The following is a 17,348-nucleotide window of genomic DNA, read 5'->3' on the forward strand; positions in this document are numbered from 1 at the left end:
CCGGTCTGGTCCAGTTCGGGCTCCACCACCCGCGCGAGGTGAGCGGGCCGGGCCCGCTCCGTGAAGCCCACAGGACGAGGGGATGGCTGTGAAGGGGCGGAAGAAGATCGCCGTCATGGTGCGCGCGCGGGCCGGCTGGTGGGCGGCGGCCCTACTGGTCACCGTGGCGCTGCTGGCCACCCTGCTGGGTGGGGGGCGGGCCGGTCTCGCCATCGCGGCCTCCGACGGCAGCGCGTGGCTGTGGAGCCGGTCGGCGGGCGAGGTGGACCGGGTCAACCCCGACAACCGCCGGGTCGAGCAGCGCCGTGAGGTGACCGACGCCCGCGGCCACCGGGTGCAGATCACCCAGAACGACAGGTTCCTGCTTATCCACGACCTGGACACCGGCCGCGTGTCGTCGCTCAACCTCAACGGGCTGGGATTCTCGGGACGGCTGGACGTCGGCACCCGCGGCGATCCGCACCTGGCGATGGGGTCCGACGCCGCCGCGCTGATCGAGCGCACCGCCGGTGCGGTACGCGCGCTGGACCCGTCCACGCTGCGTCCCGTGGGCCCGGCCCTTCAACTGCCCGGACCGCTGGTCGGCGGCGAGTTCGACGCAGCCGGCCTGCTGTGGGTGGCGGCGCCCGGGCAGGGCACCGTCGTCGCCTTGAAGGTCACCGCCCACGGCGCCACCGTCGTCCACACGGCCGAGGTCTCCGAGCCAGGCCACGATCTGGCGGTGAGCGTGCTGGACCGGGGTGCGCTCGTGGTCGATCGCGGGGGCCGCGAGCTGGTGGTCGCGACGAGCGACGCCACCCGCCGGATCAAGGCGCCCGTGTCGCTCGACGGCGCGATGGTGCCGGAGCGCACCCATGGCATGCTCGCCGCGGTCACCGCACCCGCCGCGGGCAAGGTGGTCACGGTGGGCGACGTGCGCACGGGCGGCCCGGTCCGGTCGTTCCCGTTGAGCGATCCCGTCCAGGATCCCGCCGTGCCGTTCGCCGGCAAGGTCTACCTGCCCGTGCGGACGACCGGGCAGGTCCGGGTGTTCGAGCCGGCGGGGCGGCAGACCGGCGTGCTGAACATGCCGGCCGGGCGCGGTGATCTGGAGGTGCAGATCCGCGAGGGCAACCTGTTCGTCAACGCGCCGGGAAGCACGGACGCGATGGTCGTCGGCAACAACGGTGTGGCCCGCACGATCGGCAAGTACCCGGGTGGGCCGGGTCGGGGCGGGAACGAACCGAACACGCCCGGCGGGGAGAGCAGTCCGCCCCCGATACCGGCACCGATCGCCGATCCACTCTTCCCGAGCCCGTCCGCCCCGAGCCCTCCGCGGAAGACGCCCAAGGCGGCATGGCCCACCATCCCCGAAAGGCGCACTCCGGCCAGGCCCACGCAACCGTCTTCGTCCACGCCGGAGCCCAGCGGACCTGCTCCGTCGCTTCGACTGCCCTCACGGAAGCCCCCGACGTCACCGACGACGAAGCCGTCCACGGGCACGAAGCCGTCCACAGGCACGAAGCCGTCCACGGGCACGAAGCCGTCCACCAGCACGAAGCCGCCCTCGAGTAAACCGCGTCCGTCCAAGCCGAAGCCCCCACCCACTCAGACCCGCAACCCGTACACGCCGCAGCAGGTCTGCAACTCGGCTTCGGGTGGCAACTACAAGATCCAGCGGTCGACGCCGTTCACGGGCGGGCGGATCTACCAGCTCTACAGCGCCACCACCAAGAACAACTGCGCGGTCACCATGAAGACCACGAACATCGGCAAGGGCACCAGCGGCTGGGTCCGCCTGCAGAGCAAGACCGGCGGCAAGGTCGCGAGCGACAGCGGCACCTTCAAGTACTACGCCGGGCCGGTCTTCATCCATGCGCCTGGCGTGTGCGTCCGCTACTCGGGCGGCACGTCCGGCGCGAGCGCTTCGGCCGGCTGGGCCAACTGCGGCTAGGAGGGACACCCAGTGAGCACCATGACCGCCACGCCCGCGATTCCCCCGGAGGGGGCGGTGCGGGTGGCCGACGCCTTCGACCGGATGGCTGAGAACCTCCAGACGGCGGCACGCTGCGATCCCGCCACGGTCCGGCTGATCCTCACCGCGTTCGCCGCGGGCGGGCACGTCCTGCTGGAAGACCTGCCCGGCATGGGAAAGACGACGCTGGCCCGCGCGCTGGCGGCGGTGACCGGCGGGACGGTCGGCCGCGTGCAGTGCACCCCGGACCTGCTGCCCTCCGACATCACCGGCGTGACGATCTTCAACGAGGAGAGCCGGGACTTCGACTTCCATCCCGGTCCCGTGTTCGCCAACGTCGTCATCGTGGACGAGATCAACCGGACCTCTCCCAAGACGCAGTCGGCGCTTCTGGAGGTCATGCAGGAAGGGCAGGTCACGGTGGACGGGAAGGCGCACCCGGTGCCGCGCCCGTTCCTGGTGGTGGCGACGCAGAACCCGATCGACCTGGAGGGGACCTTCCCGCTGCCCGAGGCCCAGCTCGACCGCTTCCTGATGCGGCTGTCGCTGGGATACCCCGGTGAGGAGGCGGAGATGTCGCTGCTGCGCGGCTCGGCCCTGACCGTTCCCGAGGACCTGGTCCCGGTGCTGGACACCGAGGCGATGGCATGGCTCGGCCCGACCGCCGAAAGCGTCGCGTTCGCCGATCCGGTCTACGAGTACGTTCTGCGGCTGGCCCAGCGCACCCGGCGGCATCCGCACCTGCGGGCCGGGGTGTCGCTGCGGGCGTCCATCGTGCTGTGCCGGGCGGCCCGGATGTTCGCGCTGGCCCACGGCCGCGGGTACGTCACCCCCGATGACGTCAAGGCCCTGGTCGGGCCGGTGTGGGCGCACCGGCTGGTGCCGATGTCGGGCGCCACGACCGCGGCGGAGGCCGCGGAACTGCTGGACGGCATCCTGGCCGAGGTCCCCGTCCCGGCACCTCAGGGGAACGGGCACTAGGAGCGTGGCAGGCAGCACTCCCCGCCCCACGGCCCGCGGCTGGGGGCTGCTCGCGTCCGGAGCCGTGCTGTGCGGCGGCGGCGTCGGCCTGGGCTACCTGGCGCCGGGCGTGCTGGGCGCCCTCGCCATCCTGGCCGTCGCGCTGGCCGTGCCCGTCGCCGGACGGCCCCCGGCCGCCCGGGTCGACCGCCGGGCCACGGCCACACGGGTCCGCGCCGGCTCGGCCGTCACCGTCGTCCTGGACATCGTGCCGGGGGACGACGCCCGCAGCGCCGTCGCCGAACGCGTCGCCGGCCCCGGACCGGCGGTCGTCCTGCCGCTCGGTCCCGCCCGCACCCGGATCCGGTACCTGTTGTCCGCGCCGCGGCGCGGCGCGGTCGAGGCCGGTCCGCTCAGTCTGGTCCGCACCGACCCGCTGGGCCTGGTGCGCGCCGTCCGGGCGGCCGACGACGTGCCGGTCCGGCTGCTGGTGCATCCGCGCCACCACCGGCTCGTCGCCGTGCCCGCGGCCGGTGGCGGCGGCCGGGACACCTCGTCGGCATCGGTCCGCGCCTCCGAAGGGGCCTTCGCCGGGCTGCGCGAGCACGTGCCCGGCGACGATGTCCGCCAGATCCACTGGCGCACCTCGGCGCGCCGCGGGCGCCTGATGGTCCGCGAGCACATGGACTCCGCGAGCCCGGGGATGACCGTGCTGGTCGACGACCGGTACGGCCCCGACGAGTTGGACGCCCTCGCGGAGGCCGCGGCCTCGATCGTGGCATCCGCTCCGGGCGTCCCGGTCGAGTTGCGACTGGCCGGCGGCGTGCGTTCGCCCGCGAGCGCGGGGGCGACCGCGCACCTGGACGTCCTCGCCGAGGCCGGGGCCCGGCCCGGATCCGACTTCCCGGCCGCCTGCGCCGGGCTGCGTTCCGCCCCGTCCGGACCCGCGGTCGTGCTGCTGTCCACCAAGGCGGCGGGCGACGACGTCGCCGCGGCGATGCGGGTGCTCGCCGCGCGGCGCACCCTCTCGCTGGTCGGCCTGATCGGCCCCGGCGGCACCGGCGACGAGATGCCCGAGCCGCAGGCCAGGGGGCGGCTCCTGCGCGCACCCGATGCGGCCGGTTTCGCCGCGCAGTGGAACGAGAGCCGCTGGTGGGCCCGGTGAGCCCCGCCCGCACCGCCGTGTCGTCCGCCGCGGTCGCGCTGGCCGCCGCCGCCTCGGCGCCGCTGCTGGCGGCGGGATACGACCGGCCGTTTCCGGTGTTCGCCGTGCTGGTCATCACCGCGGCCTGTGCCGTGGCGGTGACGTCGCTGGCGCACCGGCTGACGCGCGGGATCGGACCCGCCGCGATTCCGGCCGGGTTGCCGGTGGCCGTGGTCTGGCTGATCGCGCTGGCCTCCTGGGCTCCTGGGCCGGTCAAGGGCCCGGTGCCCGCCGCCGTGGACGCGCTGCTGCACTCCGGCGCGCGCATCCTGACCACCGCGCCGCACGCCCCGGCGACCGTGGACCTGCTGGCGTTCCCGGTGGGGGCGGTCTGGCTGGCCGGAGCGATCGCGACGGTGCTGAACCGCGACGGCCGCGTCCTCCCGGCGCTGCTGCCCGGTGCGCTGGTCCTGTGCGGTGCCGCGGTGCTCAACCCGCAGGCGGCCGGGCCGGGCTACTGGTCGGCCGCTCTGATCGCCGTCGCCGCGGCCGTGCTGCTGGCAGCCGCTCCGCAGGCTCGTCCGGACACCGCCCACGCCGGGCTCGCCGTGCCGCTTCCGGGCCTCGGACCCGCGGCCGGACCGCGCCGGTGGCGGGCGCGCATCGGCGCGGTGGCCATGGCGGCCGCCTGCGTGGTGACGCTACCCGGTGCCCTCTACGCGGCCGCCGCGTCCGGGGCACTGGAGGGCTGGCCGACACGGGCGGCAGACCCGCGCAGGGCCGCCGCCCCGCAGACGCCGGTCGAACTGCGCAATCCGCTGTCCTACCTGTCGACCTGGGCTGCCGAACCCGACGTCCCTCTGATGCAGGTGACAGGCCCGCGGACGAATCTGCGGTGGGTCGCCCTCAGCGAGTTCACCGGACCCGTCTGGCTGCCCGAAAGCGCGTACCGCCCCGGCGGGGCCATCCTGCCGCCCGCCAAGGGCACGCCGCCGAAGACGGTGCGGACCACGGAGCGCGTCTCGGTCCGCGACCTGCCCGGCGACTGGGTACCGGTCCCCGGCACCGCCACCCGTGTGAACGGGATCGGTGTCGCCGGCGACGAGGAATCCGGCACGCTGCTGTCCTCGGACGGCCCGGTGGCCGGGCGGACCTACTCGGTGACAGGGAACGTCCCCGACTGGGCCGGCCGGCCGGCGGCCGGCGCCGCGGCGGCCTCCGGCTCCGGGTACGAGCGCTACCTCCGGTTGCCGCCCGGTGCGCCCCCGAAGCTGGCCGGCATCGCCCTCAAGGCCGCCGGGGACGGCACCGCATACCAGCGCGCGTCCCGCCTCGCCGAATACCTGCGCGACTCCTACACCTTCGAGGCGGGCGCCCCGAGCGGGCACGGCTATGAAGAGCTCGCCAAGCTGCTGGTGGTACCGGGCAAGAAGGGCGGCGGCGCGACGTCCGAGCAGTTCGCCAGCGCGTTCGCGGTGCTCGCACGGGGGGCCGGGCTCCCGAGCCGGGTGGTGGTCGGGTTCGGGCCGGGCAGCGGCGGCGGTGACGACCGTGTGATCCGCACCGGCGACGCGGTGGCCTGGGGCGAGATCTATTTCGAGGGCCTGGGCTGGGTGCCGTTCGACCCGAACCCGCGCACGCGTTCGCAGGGGGCCGCGCGGCCTCGCGCCGTCGATCAGACGAAAGGCGACGGCGCCCACCCGGACACGGCCGGTACCGACGGCCACGTCGGCGACGGCGACGGCGCGGGCCGGCACGGACGGTCGCGGTCGGGCGCGGGCGGGACGCTCCTGCTCGTCCTTACGGGGCTCGCCCTGATCGTCCTGTCGGCCCTGCTGCTGGGCGTCCCGTCGTTGCGGGCGATCCGGCTCCGGCGGCTGCGCCAGGGCACCCCGTCCGACCGGATTCTGGCGGCATGGACCGAGCTGGTGGTGGCGATGCGCATCGCGGGCCTGCCCGTCCCCGCGTCCGCCACCGCCCCCGAGATGTCGGAGCGACTCGCCCGGGAACTACCGGGCGTCGAGCCCGCACGGCTGCACAGGGTGGCCGGGCTGGTGAACGCCGCCGGATTCGGCGGGGCGGTCACACCGGACGACGCGGCGTTCATGGTCGCGGAGGTCCGTTCCCTGACCGCCGGGCTGCGGCGCTCCCGGCCGCTCCTGCGCCGCCTGTCCTGGTGGTGGGACCCGCGCGCGCCGCTGTGGGCGGCTCAGCCCTCCCGCTTGCCGCGGTGAGTGCAGACGGGCTTGGCATAGGCGACCCGGTCGACGTCCACCACGGCGACGACCGTCAGGCAGTACTCCACGCTCGGGTTCAGGGCGGCGACCACGACCTTCGTGGCTCCCGGCGGGGAGCTGGCCAGGGTTGAGGGTGTCTGCCCCGCCGGGCCGCCGACCACGTAGTACGCGGCCTTGCCCCTGCTGCCGTCCTTCCATCTGACCTCGATCGAGACCCGGCTGTCGACGATCTGCACCCCGGTCGGCCTGTACTGCTCGGCCGGGCGCACCGCTGTCGGGGAGGACGTGGGGACCGCCGACGCGGGCACCGGAGAGGTGGGCGGCGGAGACTTAGGCGAGGGCCTGGCGGACGTGCTCGCCGCCTCAGGGCGCCGCTCGCCCTTCCCCGACCCGACCGTCAACACGGCCACGGCCGCCAGCCCTGCGAGGAGCACGAGCCCTGCCGCGGCGGCTACCAGCACAACCCCGCCGCGGCGGCGCGAGGGCGCGGGCGCCACGCCTTGTACCGGGACGAGATCGCCCTGCCACTGGGGCTCCGGCAGCAAGTCGGAGTAGTGGTCGAGTTCCGGTGCCGTCTCCTTCCACATTGATTCGGCGAGGTCCTGCTCTTCGGCGGGGGCCGCGGCAACGCCCTGGTGGTCGTCCTGGTGTTCTGGCCGGCCTTCCCACTCGGGGCTTTCCGCCGGGTCCTGAGCGTCGGCGGGCAGTGTGGAAATGTCCTGGTGGCCCTCCTCCGGCAGGTCGTCCGGGTCAGGGGCAGGACGGGGGGGCGGTTCCTCGGCGGGTGCGGCCTGCGGACGGGGCGGAGGTTCCTCGGCGGGTGCGGCCTGCGGACGAGGCGGTGCGGGGACGGGCGGAGCGGGGGCGGGCGGAGCGGGGACGGGCGGAACGGGGACAGGCGGAGCGGGGACGGGCGGAGCCGGGACAGGCGGAGCGGGCATCGGCGCGGAAGCCGCCCATGGGCCCGGCGGCGGCTCGATAAGGAGGTCGTGCCGAGGGGGCGGGGGCTCGGACGGGGGCTCGTGCCGAGGGGACGGCTGATCGCCCGGCCGGGTGAGAATCGTCAGCAGTTCCGCCATGGTCAGCGGCCCCATGTCCGCGACCACCCGCGGGTCGAAGACGTCGCCGCGGGCGGTGAAGACGGAGTGCACGAGCACGGTGAACCCGCTCGCCGCCAGCCCGTTGGCCAGGACGGCGACCCCCGCGTCGGGGAGGTCCTCGTCGAAGTCCGGCCCGAACATGAACGTGGCCGGGGAACCGATCCTGCCGCTCTGGGACAGCTCCCGAAGCGCGGTGGCGGCGGCGACGTCGACCACGGCCGGAAACCGTCCGGTGGCCCGCAGCTTCCGCGCGAGGTTCGGATGCCCTGCCATGATGACGTTGGGCGCAGTGACCATCACAGTTTCCTCAGTGCTCCCGCAGTTTCGGCGTCTGTACATGAGGGGGGCCGGACGGCTTCCGGCGGCCGGGGCCGCACCTCGGCCCGGGCGGGCGTGGCCTCCAGACCGGGGAGGCCGGCCGTGGCGGCACGCAGGCCCGCGACGGCGGCGTGCCCGATGTCGCCCAGCGCGATGTCGTAGGCGATGTCGCGCACGGCCTCGGCACCGAAGGACCCGTCGACCAATCCACCGATGGCCTCATCGAGCACCTGCCGGTAGGTCTCGAACCGGACCGAGCCGACGACCGCCGGATTCCACGTCAGCTCGTCGCGCAGGTGGATGAGCAGCCCGCCGGTCACCGGGTCGAGCCGTTCCAGATCGATCTCCGCGACGACGTCGCCCTCGGCCGCCGGGGTTCCGTCGCCGGTGGACAGCTGGACCGGAACCGAGAACACGGCGGATCCGGCCGATGGGCTCGGCGCGGTCGCGAAGTGCCCTGACTCGGGCCGTACCGCGAAACGGTCGAGCCCGGACAGCATCCGGAACACCGCCAGCTCGTGGGCGCTGTTGAGGGCCAGCGCGGTGGCGCGGGTCAGGGTCTCGAGCTCGCCGGGCTCGCGGGCGAGGTAGCCGCTGAAGGCGTAGGCGATGACACGCCGCCGCACCGGGGAGCGCAGGAAGACGCGCAGCCGGACCCCCGAGGTCGGGATCTTGAACTCGGCCTCGGTGTCGGCGAGGCCCACCCGGGCGCGCCCTCCTCCGGCCGTCCCGGCCAGCCTGCCGACGAGGGCCAGGCCGGCCCCGTCGTGCCGGTGCGTGAGCGCCAGAACGTACAGATCGCCGTCCAGTTCGACGATCACGTCGTCGCCGAGGGACGCCGAGAGCGCGCGTGCCGCCTCGGTCAGCTCGTACAGGGTCGTGCGGGGCATCCGGGGCCGCAGCACGTTGCTCCGGGTCACCGTCGTCGTGCCCACGGTGTGCTCGAGGTGTTCGACCTCCCGATCGGCCTGTGCCGCGGTGTAGTCGCGCAGGCTGAACGCGACCACCTCGTCGTCCGTCCACACGGCGCAGGTGGCCTTCAGCGCCCTCTTGGCGCTCAGCGGATAGGGCACCCCTTCCCGGGCGTACCGGGTGGCGTCCACGAACATCGGGGCATCGTCGCCGACCGTCCTCTGCAGGTAGAACTCTTCTTTGATGCGCGAGGTGGGAGTCACGGTGCCCTTCCACATCCGGCCGCCGGCCATGTGATCGGCCCGGCGGCAAGGTTCTCTGGCCCGGCCGGCGCTCCGGGTGCGGCACCGGCCGCCTGGATCGGCCACTGCACGTACGGCCCACAGATGGACCGTCCGGCCACCGGCCTTCACCGCAACCCCCGGACGTCCTCCTCACCACACGATCGATGAATCCTCGTCCTCGTCCTCGTCGACCGGCACGGTGGCCGCGGGCGCCGACGGGGCGTTCATCTGGCTGATCATCGCTTCGACCGCCGCCTTGCCGCTGGCGATGGCGTCCCGGTCCTTGCGCTTCCACCAGGGGGTCAGCCACATCTCGACGGGACGGGCGGTGTCGGCGACGACGACCGCGCGGCCGAAGGGCATGGTCCGCAGCTCGTCGGGGGTCAGGATCTGCTTTCCATCGTGCTTGCCCACGAGATCGGAGAGGTCGGAGAGGTCCTTGGCCGTACCGGCGCCCCCTGAGATGATCTTGATGGCGGCGTTGTCCAGCAGGGCCGCGGTGCCGTCCGCTCCGAACTTGGCGCGGGCCTCCGCCAGCGACGTCAGGTAGAGGTGCACGGCGATGGAGTAGCCGCCGGACTCGCCCATGTAGGTGGGCAGGCCGCCCGAAACGAAGACGTCGGCCACCTGGTTGAGCTCGAAGGTCAGCGGTGGGTCGAGACGACCCGTCGGGCTCTTCATCGCCGTACCGCGCGCCGATCGGAAGTACTGTTCGAGGATCGTGGTGACGATGGGGTAGATGCCGCCCCAGTCGCTCTGCCTCTTGGCGACGAAGTACAGGGTGTTCCGGCCCTTGAGGAAGTTGACGAAGTCGAACTCCTCTCCGGGCTCCGGGCAGCAGTCCTCCAAGACGTTGGGGTGCGAGAAGCAGTGCATGGCCTGGATCACCCCGGACCACAGGCGCTCGTTCCGCATGTTGAACTCCAGTTGCCCCGGGTATCCTGCCGCGACCCGGCCCTCGCGCTCGCCCTGGCGCAGGATCTCGAGAGCCTGCTCCCCGCTGGCCTCGTAGACCCAGCGCATCACCTCACGGAAGTTGAGTTTGCCGATCGCACCGGCGTGCAGCAGGCAGCGGATGAGGGTGACGACACCGCTGAGCGTGCTGCTCCCTTCCCGCGCGATGTCGAAACCGCTCGACTGCACGAGCGTCCCGGACCTGACCGCGCACACGTTCGGGTCCTCGCATCCCTGGAGCGGTGACCAGCGCATCCGGTTCGGCCATCCGGTCCAGTTGTACGGGTCGAACACGTACACCTCGCCGTACTGCGCCCGCATCATGGCGGTGTTGATGAACGTCTCCCGCCGGGAGGAGGTGACGATGCAGGGGCCCGGCGCGTCGATGGTGAACGGCGTGACGAAGTGGACGTCCTTTCCCTGCCGCGGTGGCGCGACGATGACCGCCGTGTGCTCCAGGGATGCGTACAGCTTCCGCCGGGACCGGATGTCCCTGCCGAGGTAGAAGCCGACATCCTCCGGCTTCACCGTGCGGGCGGGCTGGCCGTGCGTGGACGGACGGACCTGCCCTGCCTTGTTCTGGACGGCCCGGGCGCTCAGCAGCCTGCGGACCTCCCACCCGGAGGCGTATCCGAGGCGGAGGCGCCGGACCGGCCGGTGGCGCCGCACATTCAGGAACACTCGCACCAGGAAGATGGTCCCCACCGCCGCCACCGTGAGGAACACGGCGAGCAGGGTGAAGAAGACGGCCCCGGACCCCAGGGCCGCCGCGGCGGCGGGCGGCCACGCCCCCTGCGGATCGCTGGGATGACGGACGAGCTTGAAGGCGATGTCAAAGCAGTCCGTGGGGCTGGAATCCGGCCATCCACCGCCTGCGATGACGCCGGACACCTGACCCGCCAGCCAGGTCAGGAAACTGCCCACTCCGCCCAGCAGCGCTACCGACAGAGCGATGCCGAGGAAGAGTATGTACACGTCGTCGTCGTCATTACCGGCCACAGAGCCTCCTAAATCGTTGGGTCCAAACGTGTCTGTTCTCGGGCCGCGGCGAATGCCGTTTCCGCCGGGCGCGGACCGGCCGCTCCCCGGTCACGGGGTCGCACGGCCGGGCCCGTTCGGTGGTCTCTCGTTGAAGTGCCGGTTCAGGTGGTCCCCACCGCCGACACGCGCCACGGGGCGCTCGGCTCCGCGCGCTTGAGAGTGACGAACGCGGTCGCGTGGACGGGGGTGTCCTTCCACCCGTCCCGGCCGGTGGGCGTGACGGCGATCTTCCATTGCCGGTGCGCCAGCGTGGGAGTGTCGGCGGCGACGTCGCCTTGGGGACTCTGCCGGGTGAGGCGAACCCTGGCGTAGGCACGGTGGCCGCTCCATCGCCCGGGAACGCCGCCGCCGGCCTGGCCGGTGATGGCCGCCGCGTAGACACTGTCCAGCAGGGGGATCGCTCGCCGGTAGGCGTCGAGCTGGCCGTGGTCGGTGGTGGAGTCGACGGTCCACATCAGGGTGAGCGCCGTCTCGGACACCGCGGTGGCGTCGTGCTGGTCGAGCCGGGTGAGGTCGGGCAGACCGCCGGGCACCGCCGGGGACGCGGTCGCGGGTGCAGGCGAGGAGGTCGCGGTAGTGGGGGCGGAGTGGGCCTCCGGTGCGGCTCGGGGCGCCCCGCAGGCGGTGACGGCGCAGCCGAGTACGGCGAGGAAGGCGACGCGCGGCGGGCGGCCGGGGGCGGCCATGGGATCCTCCTGAAGTCGGTGCGCGAGGTCGTGCTGCGGGTCGGTCGGGCGGTCAGGGCAGCACGGAGATGTGGACGTGGTCGAAGTGGTTGGCCGTCAGCCCGCCGCGGTCTTCCATCGGCCGCCATCCCTCGCTGGCCCGGGTGGGGTTCCAGATGTGCTGGCGGTAGATGATGTAGTCGATGCCGAGGCGTTTGGCGTTGCCCTTGGCCCAGTTGGCGATGTTGTAGCCGCGTTTGACTTCGTCGGGTTCGGGCGACCCTGAGCTGATCATGAAGTCGCAGGCGCGGCCGCGGGGGTGTTCGCCGCCGCCGGCGATGCCGCCGTCAGGCCGGTAGCAGCCGATCCCGCGAGGGATCCTGAACTGGGCTTTGATCTGGTCGCGGACGCAGGTCATCCGCCTGGTCATGTGTTCCGCGTCCAGGTCCGTGCCGCTGGGGCAGACTGATCCGGGCGCCGAACCGCCGCTGTCGCCGAATCCGGCGGCGCAGGAGGATGCGGGGGCGTTCACGGGGCCGAGCGACAACCCCTGGTCGTACTTTTTGGCCCACGACAGCACGTTGTCCGCGTAACCCCAGGAGCTGTCGGCGGAACCATTGTACGTCCAGAGTGCTCTTTTGGCATTTGCGGCCGCGCCGAGCGCCCGCAGATACTTGGCGGCGGCGGGAATGGCGTCCGCCGGGTCGTAACGGCTCTTCTTCCCGTCGGGCTTTCCCATGTGGTCGCCGGGCAGTTTGGAGTCGTATTCCGGGCCGTCGACTGCGTAGGCTTTCCAGGTGCCCGGTATGAACTGCATCGGGCCGCCCGCGCCGGCGTAGTTCTCCCCCGAGGTGACTCCCGGCAGCTTGGAACGGCCGTGGTCGGTCTCGAGCTTCCCGACTCCGGCGAGCACGGACCAGGGGATGCCGTACTTCGCTCCTGCGGCCTTGTAGTAAGCGACATAGTTCGTGGGGATGCTGTTCGCGGCATTGCCGGATTCCAAGGCGACGTTCTGCGCGGTCTTGGCGCCGAGCGGTCCCGAAACCAGGCCCACGGTGTAGGCGGCGGGTAGAACGCTCGGGCCCGTCATCATGGGGCTCGACTTCGGCGCGTCGCTCATCTGCTCCGGGCCGGAGGCGTTCGCCGATCCGCATTGGGTCAGGTCGGAGGATGAATGGATGATCTGGATCGCCACGGCCGCAACGGCGACGAACATCACCATCATGAGCAACACGCCAAAGCAGCCTGACCAGACTGTAAGAGATGCCAGGACGAGCTTTCTCAGGATGAGTTTCTTCAGCATGTTCTTCATGGGGATCCCCCGCCGTCGGCCCGTTCTCCGGGCATGTGCCACCTCCCGCCGACCCACCGACCCTGCGATCAAGACAGTGTGGTCATCGGACGGATACGCAAGGTGCCTCCGGCGGCGGCGCCCCAGACGGCGGCCCCGACCGGCCCCAGACCGAGCCGGAGGGTGAGCGGGCCATCACGCCGGGCGGGATCCAGCGGATCCGAGCGTGTCGCGAGGTTGAAGATGGCGACGATCCACGGACGGTCGAATTCGAACGCGCAAGCCGCTTGTGACTCTTTTGGAGGGGGCCATGGGGATGCCGCCACCACCGAGCGGCGCCCGGGGGTACGAGGGGACCGGCCACGAGGCTCCGCCGACCATGGCGGGCACGACACCGCAGGCATACCGGCAGGAGGAGGCGCCCAGCGGAGGTTTCGTCGCGCAGGCGGTCATACCCGCGGATCGGGGCCCCTCGCCGCAGAGCACGCTCGGGTTGGCCACCTACAGCGGCCAAGGCCCCGACCTCTGGCTCTCCTCCTGCCATGGTGGGGCCGGCACGTCCACGCTGGCGGCTTTCGTCGCCAACAGCGCGAGCGCGGGACGCTACTGGCCGGCGCCCCTACCGCCCGGACGGTCCCGGGTACTGCTGGTCGCGCGTAGCCACGCGGCCGGGTTGCAGGCCGCCCAGGCCGCCGTGGGCCAGTGGGCCGCGGGCGTGCTCCCGAGCGTGCAGCTGCTCGGCCTGGTGGTGATCGCCGACGCTCCCGGGAAACGTCCGAAACCGCTGTCCGACCTCGTGCGTCTGATCGCCGGCGGGGTCCCCCGGCTATGGGAGCTCCCGTGGGTGGAGGCCTTCCGCCTCGGTGATCCTCCGGACAGGGCGAAGCCTCCTCCTGCCTACTCCCGTCTGATCCGCGACGTGGACGGCATGATCGCAGGGTGAGGGAGGGGGCTCCGCCACCGCCGCGTTGAGGCTCTCAGCAGGCACTTCGCCGTCCCCGCGCTCCCAGCGGTGGCCGCCCCGTGACCAGCCCGCCCGGCGCCAGATTTTCGCACCGGATTTTTGTGCCTGCCGGTGGTTGCCGATCGCGCCGGCTCGCGGACCGTCCTGAACATAGAGCGGAACTGTGCTCGGGAGGTGTTCGTCTCGTCGGATCGGTTCTGACCGGCGCGACCCCTTCTGAGAGGGGGTCATCAATCATGCACGTGGCGGACGTAGCCCGATCACATTGGCACTGCGCTCCGATTCTTGCCATGCCAACGGGAAGTCGGCGCCTTTTCGGCCCTCCACATCGTCCACGGCGGGAACGCCGGACGGTACCGGCCGGCGCCCGACCCCGCCGGACGAGCATGAGTGCCTCTCATCGCGTGCACCATGACACTGGCCGCCGCGCCTCGGTGACCCTCGGGACAGGCCAGGTCGCCGCTCTCCTCAGCACGTCCGGTCAGGATCTCGATCGCATCAACCCGGAGGACGCACATGCTTGATGTGATGACCACGCGGATGGTCAACCTGGTTTACCAAGTGGCATACCTCGCTTCGAGAGCGGCCCCCGGCATCCCGAACCCCGGTCAGGGCGAAGCACCACCGTTCGCCAATTCGTTCTTGATTTTGCTCAAGTGGGGGGTATGGGGTGCGCTCTTCTGCGGGGTGGGAGGGTTCGTCATCATCGGCGCCAGAATGACGATCAAGCACCAGAAGGGCGAAGGGGGGAATCACGTGCAGAGCATGGTCATCGTCGGATTCGGCTGCATCACCGCCGTGAGTGGGTACTTCTTCGTCTCGGCCGTCATCGGGTCGGGCTGATGAGACCGCGGCGCGCCCCCGCGGAAAGCGGAAAGCGCCGCCGGCGTCGAGTGCCGCCGCTTCGGCGAGAATCCCCCTGGCTCGTCGCACTCCTTGCGCTGGGCGCCGCATTGGTCATCTTCGGCCTGCTGCCTGTTTCCGCCCCGGAGGCGCTCGGCCGGGTCCCGGGTATCTCGGACTCGTCGGAACGATCCCAGCCTGCCGGTTGGACTCTCACCGACCCGGTACAGCTCTCGATCGGCGCCCTTCCGGCCGCCCAGGCGCCGGGCCAGGTGACGACCGTCGCTCTCGTGGCGCTGCCAGAGCCTCACTGGGGCGCGGCGGAGAAGATCGAGACCATCGACACAGACCCTGGTGGCTTCCTCAAGTGGGATCGCGCAAGCGGTCGCATACAAATCTGTGACCGAAACAAGGACGGCCATCTCGTGCGCGGAAGGGTATTCCTCGACGGAAGTCCGCTGACGCTGCGCATTCTGAGTACGAAAAAAATGAATAAGCTCTTGCGCATCGGCAATAAGGGCGATTGCCGCGAGGCCGCTATCCCCAATTACAAGGTGCCCAAGAAGGGGAAGCCGCTGTACAAGTTCCAGGTATGCCTGGCCCGCAGCAACGAGGATCTGGACGGGTACTGCAACACCAGCGATAGCAAAGAATGGCCCGTGGTAGAGCGAGAGAACAACGCCTGCTGGAAAGACGGTATGTCCGAGCAGGATAAGATCACCTGTGTCGGGGGAGTGGAGGAGTACTGCGACCAATGGCAGCACCCCAGCGGGATGTTCCCGGAGCAGTGCAAAAAAGACGCCACTAAGCTCATGAAGGAAACGAAACTCCGGCCTGCCGTCGGAAGGCCCCCCGACATCAACGCCAGGCCCGACCTGGCGCTCCCGCGTGGCCACCCGGCTGACATCGGCAAGGTCACCCGACCGGTGGCGATAATGCTGCGCTGGTTGGTCTGGACCGTCCTGGGCGGATGTGTGGCGGGCTTCGTCGTGGTGGGCGGCAGAATGACGATCAAGCACAAGAGAGGCGAGGCCGGCGCGAATTTCACCGAACTGGGCTGGGTGGTGATCGCATCCGTCAGCGCAGCCTCCGGGGTGGCGATCGCCTTTGTCTCTCTCCTGGTCGACCCGTTCTGAGATTGGGAGTCCACGTGCCTGAACCAAGCAATTCCGCGATCCTTGTGCGCCGCCCGGGTGCTGCCTGGTGAACGGCGCCCTCGATGATACATGGACCTGGCTCGTCGAGAAGCTGGGGGAATGGGCACTGGGATCCTTCGATCTGTTCCTGACCTGGTGGATCAGCGGTGGTGGTAGCGCTTACAATGTGCAACTGACCGGGGAGAAAGGGCCGGGCGGTGTCCTTTATGATCTCCGTCTGTACACTAACTGGCTGATTGCTGCGTTTGCGTTCGCCGGGCTTCTCGTCGCGGCCTTCCGTATCGCCATCCAGCGCAAGGGTGCACCCTTCAGGGAAGCGCTCCAGCAGTTCTTTGAGCTGGCGGTGATCATGCTCACCCTGGCTACTCTGGTCAATCTGGCGAATATCGCCGGAGATCAGTACTCCCAATTGATCATCAACCACATGAAGCCGAAGGGCGACGCCTGGAAGGACAACTGGAACAGCGGGTTCCAACTGCTCGGCGGTGATAAGAATGGCGAGTCGTTCATCCTCGCCTTCTTCGCCCTCGGTGCGGCGATCTCATCGTGCATCCAGTTTGTCTTGATGCTCTTCCGGAGCGGAGCCCTGATAGTTCTGGTGGGGATCCTCCCAGCGGTGGCGGCATCGAGGTTCACCAAGTACGGAGATGCTGCTTACAGAAGTTGCATCGGCATGGTGATCTCGTTGATCATCGTCAAACCGGTCATTGCGACGATTTACGCCTCAGCCCTGGGCCTGATGACGTCCAAGTATGAGGCCGACCGTCTTTTCGGTCTGGCCCTCGTCGCCGGCTCGGTATTCGCCCTGCCCGCGGTCCTGCGCACCGTGATGCCTGCGGCCACGGAGGGCTACAGCTCCTTCGGCGTCCGCCAGGTCGGTCATTTCGCGTACGGCGGCACTTCTGTGACCATGAGAAGTCGGGGCATGTCTCTGCTCCGCTCGTTCGTGCCCGGCGGCGGTGGATCGACTCCTAACTCAAACAACGGTCCGAGTGGAAGCGACGACGGAAACAGCGGCGGCGGAAACAACGGCGGCGGAGGCGGCGGAGGTGGCGGCGGAGGTGGCGGCGGAGGCGGCGGAGGCGGCGGCGGAGGCGGCGGAGGCGGCGGCGGAGGCGGCGGAACGCCTACTGGGCCGACCGGGGGCTCGGGCGGCGGTGGATCGACTTCTGCGCCGACCGCTCCTCAGGCCCCCAACGCAGGTTCGAACCCGGGTGGTCGTGGCGGTTCGCGCAGTGCTGGAAGCTCGGGCGGTTCCTCGGGTGGTCCGTCCGGCGCCTCTCCTACCTCCGGTAATCCTGGTGGCGATCCACCCCCTGCCGGAGATACGGGGTCGTCGCGGGTTGCTCCCTACGAGGTACCTCCCTACACACCCCCGCCTGCGCCGTACATTCCTCCTTACAATCCCCCTCCCCCCGATTTCTCCAGTAGCGGAGGCTCGGGTCGGGGCACAAGCGGCAGTGACAACGGCGGACGCAGCGGCCCGAGCGGCACCAGGTAGTCCGGCACTACGTAGCCAAGGAA

Annotated in this window: 13 protein-coding genes; 8 read left to right on the forward strand and 5 right to left on the reverse strand. The window is 71.0% G+C overall.

From position 1 onward, the window contains the following. Window positions 1-82 precede the first annotated feature (82 nt). From OHA34_RS26280 to OHA34_RS26295, 4 genes are read left to right on the forward strand one after another with little or no spacing between them, the layout of a single operon-like run. Entirely contained in the window at window positions 83-1,933 is a 1,851-nt protein-coding gene (locus OHA34_RS26280; RefSeq protein WP_329519219.1) for a hypothetical protein, read from the forward strand. A gap of 21 nt (window positions 1,934-1,954) precedes the next feature. Continuing rightward, window positions 1,955-2,935, forward strand: a complete 981-nt coding sequence (locus OHA34_RS26285) for an AAA family ATPase (protein ID WP_285940066.1) — start codon at window positions 1,955-1,957, stop codon at window positions 2,933-2,935. Between the two features lie 4 nt (window positions 2,936-2,939). Further along, window positions 2,940-4,079, forward strand: a complete 1,140-nt coding sequence (locus tag OHA34_RS26290; RefSeq protein ID WP_285938920.1) for a DUF58 domain-containing protein — start codon at window positions 2,940-2,942, stop codon at window positions 4,077-4,079. Beyond that, on the forward strand, window positions 4,076-6,292 hold the full coding sequence (locus OHA34_RS26295; protein ID WP_329519220.1) for a transglutaminaseTgpA domain-containing protein: 2,217 nt from the start codon (window positions 4,076-4,078) through the stop codon (window positions 6,290-6,292). Before OHA34_RS26290 ends, OHA34_RS26295 begins: the two co-directional genes overlap by 4 nt. Here OHA34_RS26295 and OHA34_RS26300 read toward each other — a convergent pair. From OHA34_RS26300 to OHA34_RS26320, 5 genes are all read right to left on the reverse strand, one after another. After that, window positions 6,268-7,692, reverse strand: a complete 1,425-nt coding sequence (locus OHA34_RS26300; protein WP_329519221.1) for a hypothetical protein — start codon at window positions 7,690-7,692, stop codon at window positions 6,268-6,270. The two genes, OHA34_RS26295 and OHA34_RS26300, sit on opposite strands and share 25 nt — an antisense overlap. Next, window positions 7,692-8,888, reverse strand: a complete 1,197-nt coding sequence (locus tag OHA34_RS26305; RefSeq protein WP_329519222.1) for a hypothetical protein — start codon at window positions 8,886-8,888, stop codon at window positions 7,692-7,694. Before OHA34_RS26305 ends, OHA34_RS26300 begins: the two co-directional genes overlap by 1 nt. 171 nt (window positions 8,889-9,059) lie before the next feature. After that, on the reverse strand, window positions 9,060-10,862 hold the full coding sequence (locus OHA34_RS26310; RefSeq protein ID WP_285938916.1) for a type IV secretory system conjugative DNA transfer family protein: 1,803 nt from the start codon (window positions 10,860-10,862) through the stop codon (window positions 9,060-9,062). Between the two features lie 143 nt (window positions 10,863-11,005). Beyond that, complete coding sequence (locus OHA34_RS26315) at window positions 11,006-11,590, reverse strand: hypothetical protein (protein WP_285938915.1); 585 nt, start codon at window positions 11,588-11,590, stop codon at window positions 11,006-11,008. Between the two features lie 52 nt (window positions 11,591-11,642). Beyond that, entirely contained in the window at window positions 11,643-12,881 is a 1,239-nt protein-coding gene (locus tag OHA34_RS26320) for a lytic transglycosylase domain-containing protein (RefSeq protein WP_329519223.1), read from the reverse strand. A 289-nt stretch (window positions 12,882-13,170) separates the two neighbouring features. Here OHA34_RS26320 and OHA34_RS26325 point away from each other — a divergent pair, with 289 nt between their 5' ends. From OHA34_RS26325 to OHA34_RS26340, 4 genes are all read left to right on the forward strand, one after another. Beyond that, a complete protein-coding gene (locus tag OHA34_RS26325; RefSeq protein ID WP_285938913.1) occupies window positions 13,171-13,803 on the forward strand; it encodes a DUF6668 family protein in 633 nt (210 codons plus the stop codon). A 537-nt stretch (window positions 13,804-14,340) separates the two neighbouring features. Further along, complete coding sequence (locus tag OHA34_RS26330) at window positions 14,341-14,667, forward strand: hypothetical protein (RefSeq protein ID WP_329519224.1); 327 nt, start codon at window positions 14,341-14,343, stop codon at window positions 14,665-14,667. Between the two features lie 110 nt (window positions 14,668-14,777). Continuing rightward, window positions 14,778-15,803 carry a hypothetical protein gene (locus OHA34_RS26335; protein WP_329519225.1) on the forward strand — a complete coding sequence of 342 codons (1,026 nt, stop codon included), beginning with the start codon at window positions 14,778-14,780 and terminating at the stop codon, window positions 15,801-15,803. 67 nt (window positions 15,804-15,870) lie between these two features. Next, window positions 15,871-17,325: a hypothetical protein gene (locus OHA34_RS26340; protein WP_329519226.1), complete on the forward strand. Its 1,455-nt coding sequence runs from the start codon at window positions 15,871-15,873 to the stop codon at window positions 17,323-17,325. Window positions 17,326-17,348: the final 23 nt, after the last annotated feature.

The sequence above is a fragment of the Spirillospora sp. NBC_01491 genome (assembly GCF_036227065.1).
Taxonomy (GTDB): domain Bacteria; phylum Actinomycetota; class Actinomycetes; order Streptosporangiales; family Streptosporangiaceae; genus Spirillospora; species Spirillospora xylanilytica.

What these genes read in the sequence shown, in the direction of transcription:
- OHA34_RS26280 (WP_329519219.1), top strand. Translation starts at nt 83, where the DNA reads ATGGCTGTGAAGGGGCGGAAGAAGATCGCCGTCATGGTGCGCGCGCGG.
- OHA34_RS26285 (WP_285940066.1), top strand. Translation starts at nt 1,955, where the DNA reads ATGACCGCCACGCCCGCGATTCCCCCGGAGGGGGCGGTGCGGGTGGCC.
- OHA34_RS26300 (WP_329519221.1), bottom strand. Translation starts at nt 7,692, where the DNA reads ATGGTCACTGCGCCCAACGTCATCATGGCAGGGCATCCGAACCTCGCG.
- OHA34_RS26315 (WP_285938915.1), bottom strand. Translation starts at nt 11,590, where the DNA reads ATGGCCGCCCCCGGCCGCCCGCCGCGCGTCGCCTTCCTCGCCGTACTC.
- OHA34_RS26320 (WP_329519223.1), bottom strand. Translation starts at nt 12,881, where the DNA reads ATGAAGAACATGCTGAAGAAACTCATCCTGAGAAAGCTCGTCCTGGCA.
- OHA34_RS26325 (WP_285938913.1), top strand. Translation starts at nt 13,171, where the DNA reads ATGGGGATGCCGCCACCACCGAGCGGCGCCCGGGGGTACGAGGGGACC.
- OHA34_RS26330 (WP_329519224.1), top strand. Translation starts at nt 14,341, where the DNA reads ATGCTTGATGTGATGACCACGCGGATGGTCAACCTGGTTTACCAAGTG.